Origin of the sequence: Rhodococcus sp. UFZ-B548, from assembly GCF_903819475.1 — a bacterium.
GTDB classification, from domain to species: domain Bacteria; phylum Actinomycetota; class Actinomycetes; order Mycobacteriales; family Mycobacteriaceae; genus Rhodococcus_F; species Rhodococcus_F erythropolis.
Map to the genome: position 1 here is coordinate 1 of NZ_CAIJDS010000153.1, position 1,254 is coordinate 1,254.

1 protein-coding gene is annotated in these 1,254 nt (G+C 61.2%); it reads left to right on the plus strand.

The window, feature by feature from the left end; genetic code table 11:
* Positions 1-80 precede the first annotated feature (80 nt).
* Positions 81-1,225 (plus strand): IS3 family transposase gene (locus tag H7C86_RS36910; RefSeq protein WP_182263516.1). Its coding sequence is split into 2 segments (ribosomal slippage): positions 81-354 and positions 354-1,225, totalling 1,146 coding nucleotides; the frame shifts between segments, so codons are not numbered across the junction.
* The last annotated feature ends 29 nt before the right edge of the window (positions 1,226-1,254 follow it).

Here is a 1,254-nt window from a genome sequence, read left to right on the forward strand (position 1 = left end):
TGGTTGGGTCCCTGTGTAGAAGTCCAGTGTCTGTGTGACTTTCGTGTCCGATAATGGGCGCAGGAGGAAATTCACGAATCATGGCACGCAGACACACCCCTGAACAGGTCATCGCGAAGGTCCGGCAGGGCCAGAAAATGCTCAACGACGGCCACCCGATGATCGAGGTCGTCAAGGAACTCCAGGTCACCGAAGCGACCTGGTACCGGTGGCTGAACCAGTACGGGTCCGAGAAGAACGCCGAGGCGTCCAAACGGACCAAGGAGCTGGAGAAGGAGAACGCGCGACTCAAACGGCTGCTGGCGGAGAAGGAACTGGCCATCGACATCCTCAACGAGGTGGCCAAGGGAAAATTCTGAGCCCCGAACCCCGCCGCCGTGCCGTGCGCATGGCGGTGGAGAAGTTCGGGGCCTCCGAGCGTTTCGCCTGCAAGATCCTCGGCCAAAACCGGTCTGCCTTCCGGAAGAAGAAACCCGATACGAGCTTCGAGGAAACACGGCTTCGCGGCGCCCTACGCGCCATCGCGATCAAGCACCCGACATGGGGATGGCGGAAAGCCCGCTGGTGCCTGCTCGCCCAGGAGTGGGCTGGAATGGCGCTCAACAACAAGCGCGTACGCCGGCTCTGGCGCGAGGAAGGCCTCGTCTGTAAACCCAAGGCGCGGAAGAAACGCCGGGCCCGTCCCGGCGCCGGGGAGCAGAAGCGGCTGACGGCCGAATACCCGATGCACGTGGTCAGTTTCGACTTCCAATCCGACGTGACTTCCTGCGGGCGGCACATCCGCTTCTTCAATGTCATCGACGAATACACCCGCACCGCGCTGGCCATCATCGCGCGCCGGTCGTTCACAGCCTCCGACGTGGTCGCAGCATTGGAGAACATCATCGCCGAAACCGGCACCGCCCCGACCTACGTCCGCTGCGACAACGGTCCCGAATTCACCGCCGCCGCACTGATCAACTGGTGCAACACCGTCGGCGTGGGCACCGCCTTCATCGACCCGGGTTCACCGTGGCAGAACGGTTTCGTCGAATCGTTCAACGCCCAGTTCAGAAGGGAACAACTCTCGGGAGAAATCATGGACACGATGGCCGAAGCGACCTATCTGGCCGAGGAATGGAAAGCTATCTACAATCATGAACGGCCCCACGGATCCCTCGATGGCATGACGCCAAACCGCTACTGGGAAAACTGGACTCAAGAAAACCAACTAGCTATCGCATAGGTGCTGGACTGCTAACGGGGGCCCAACCA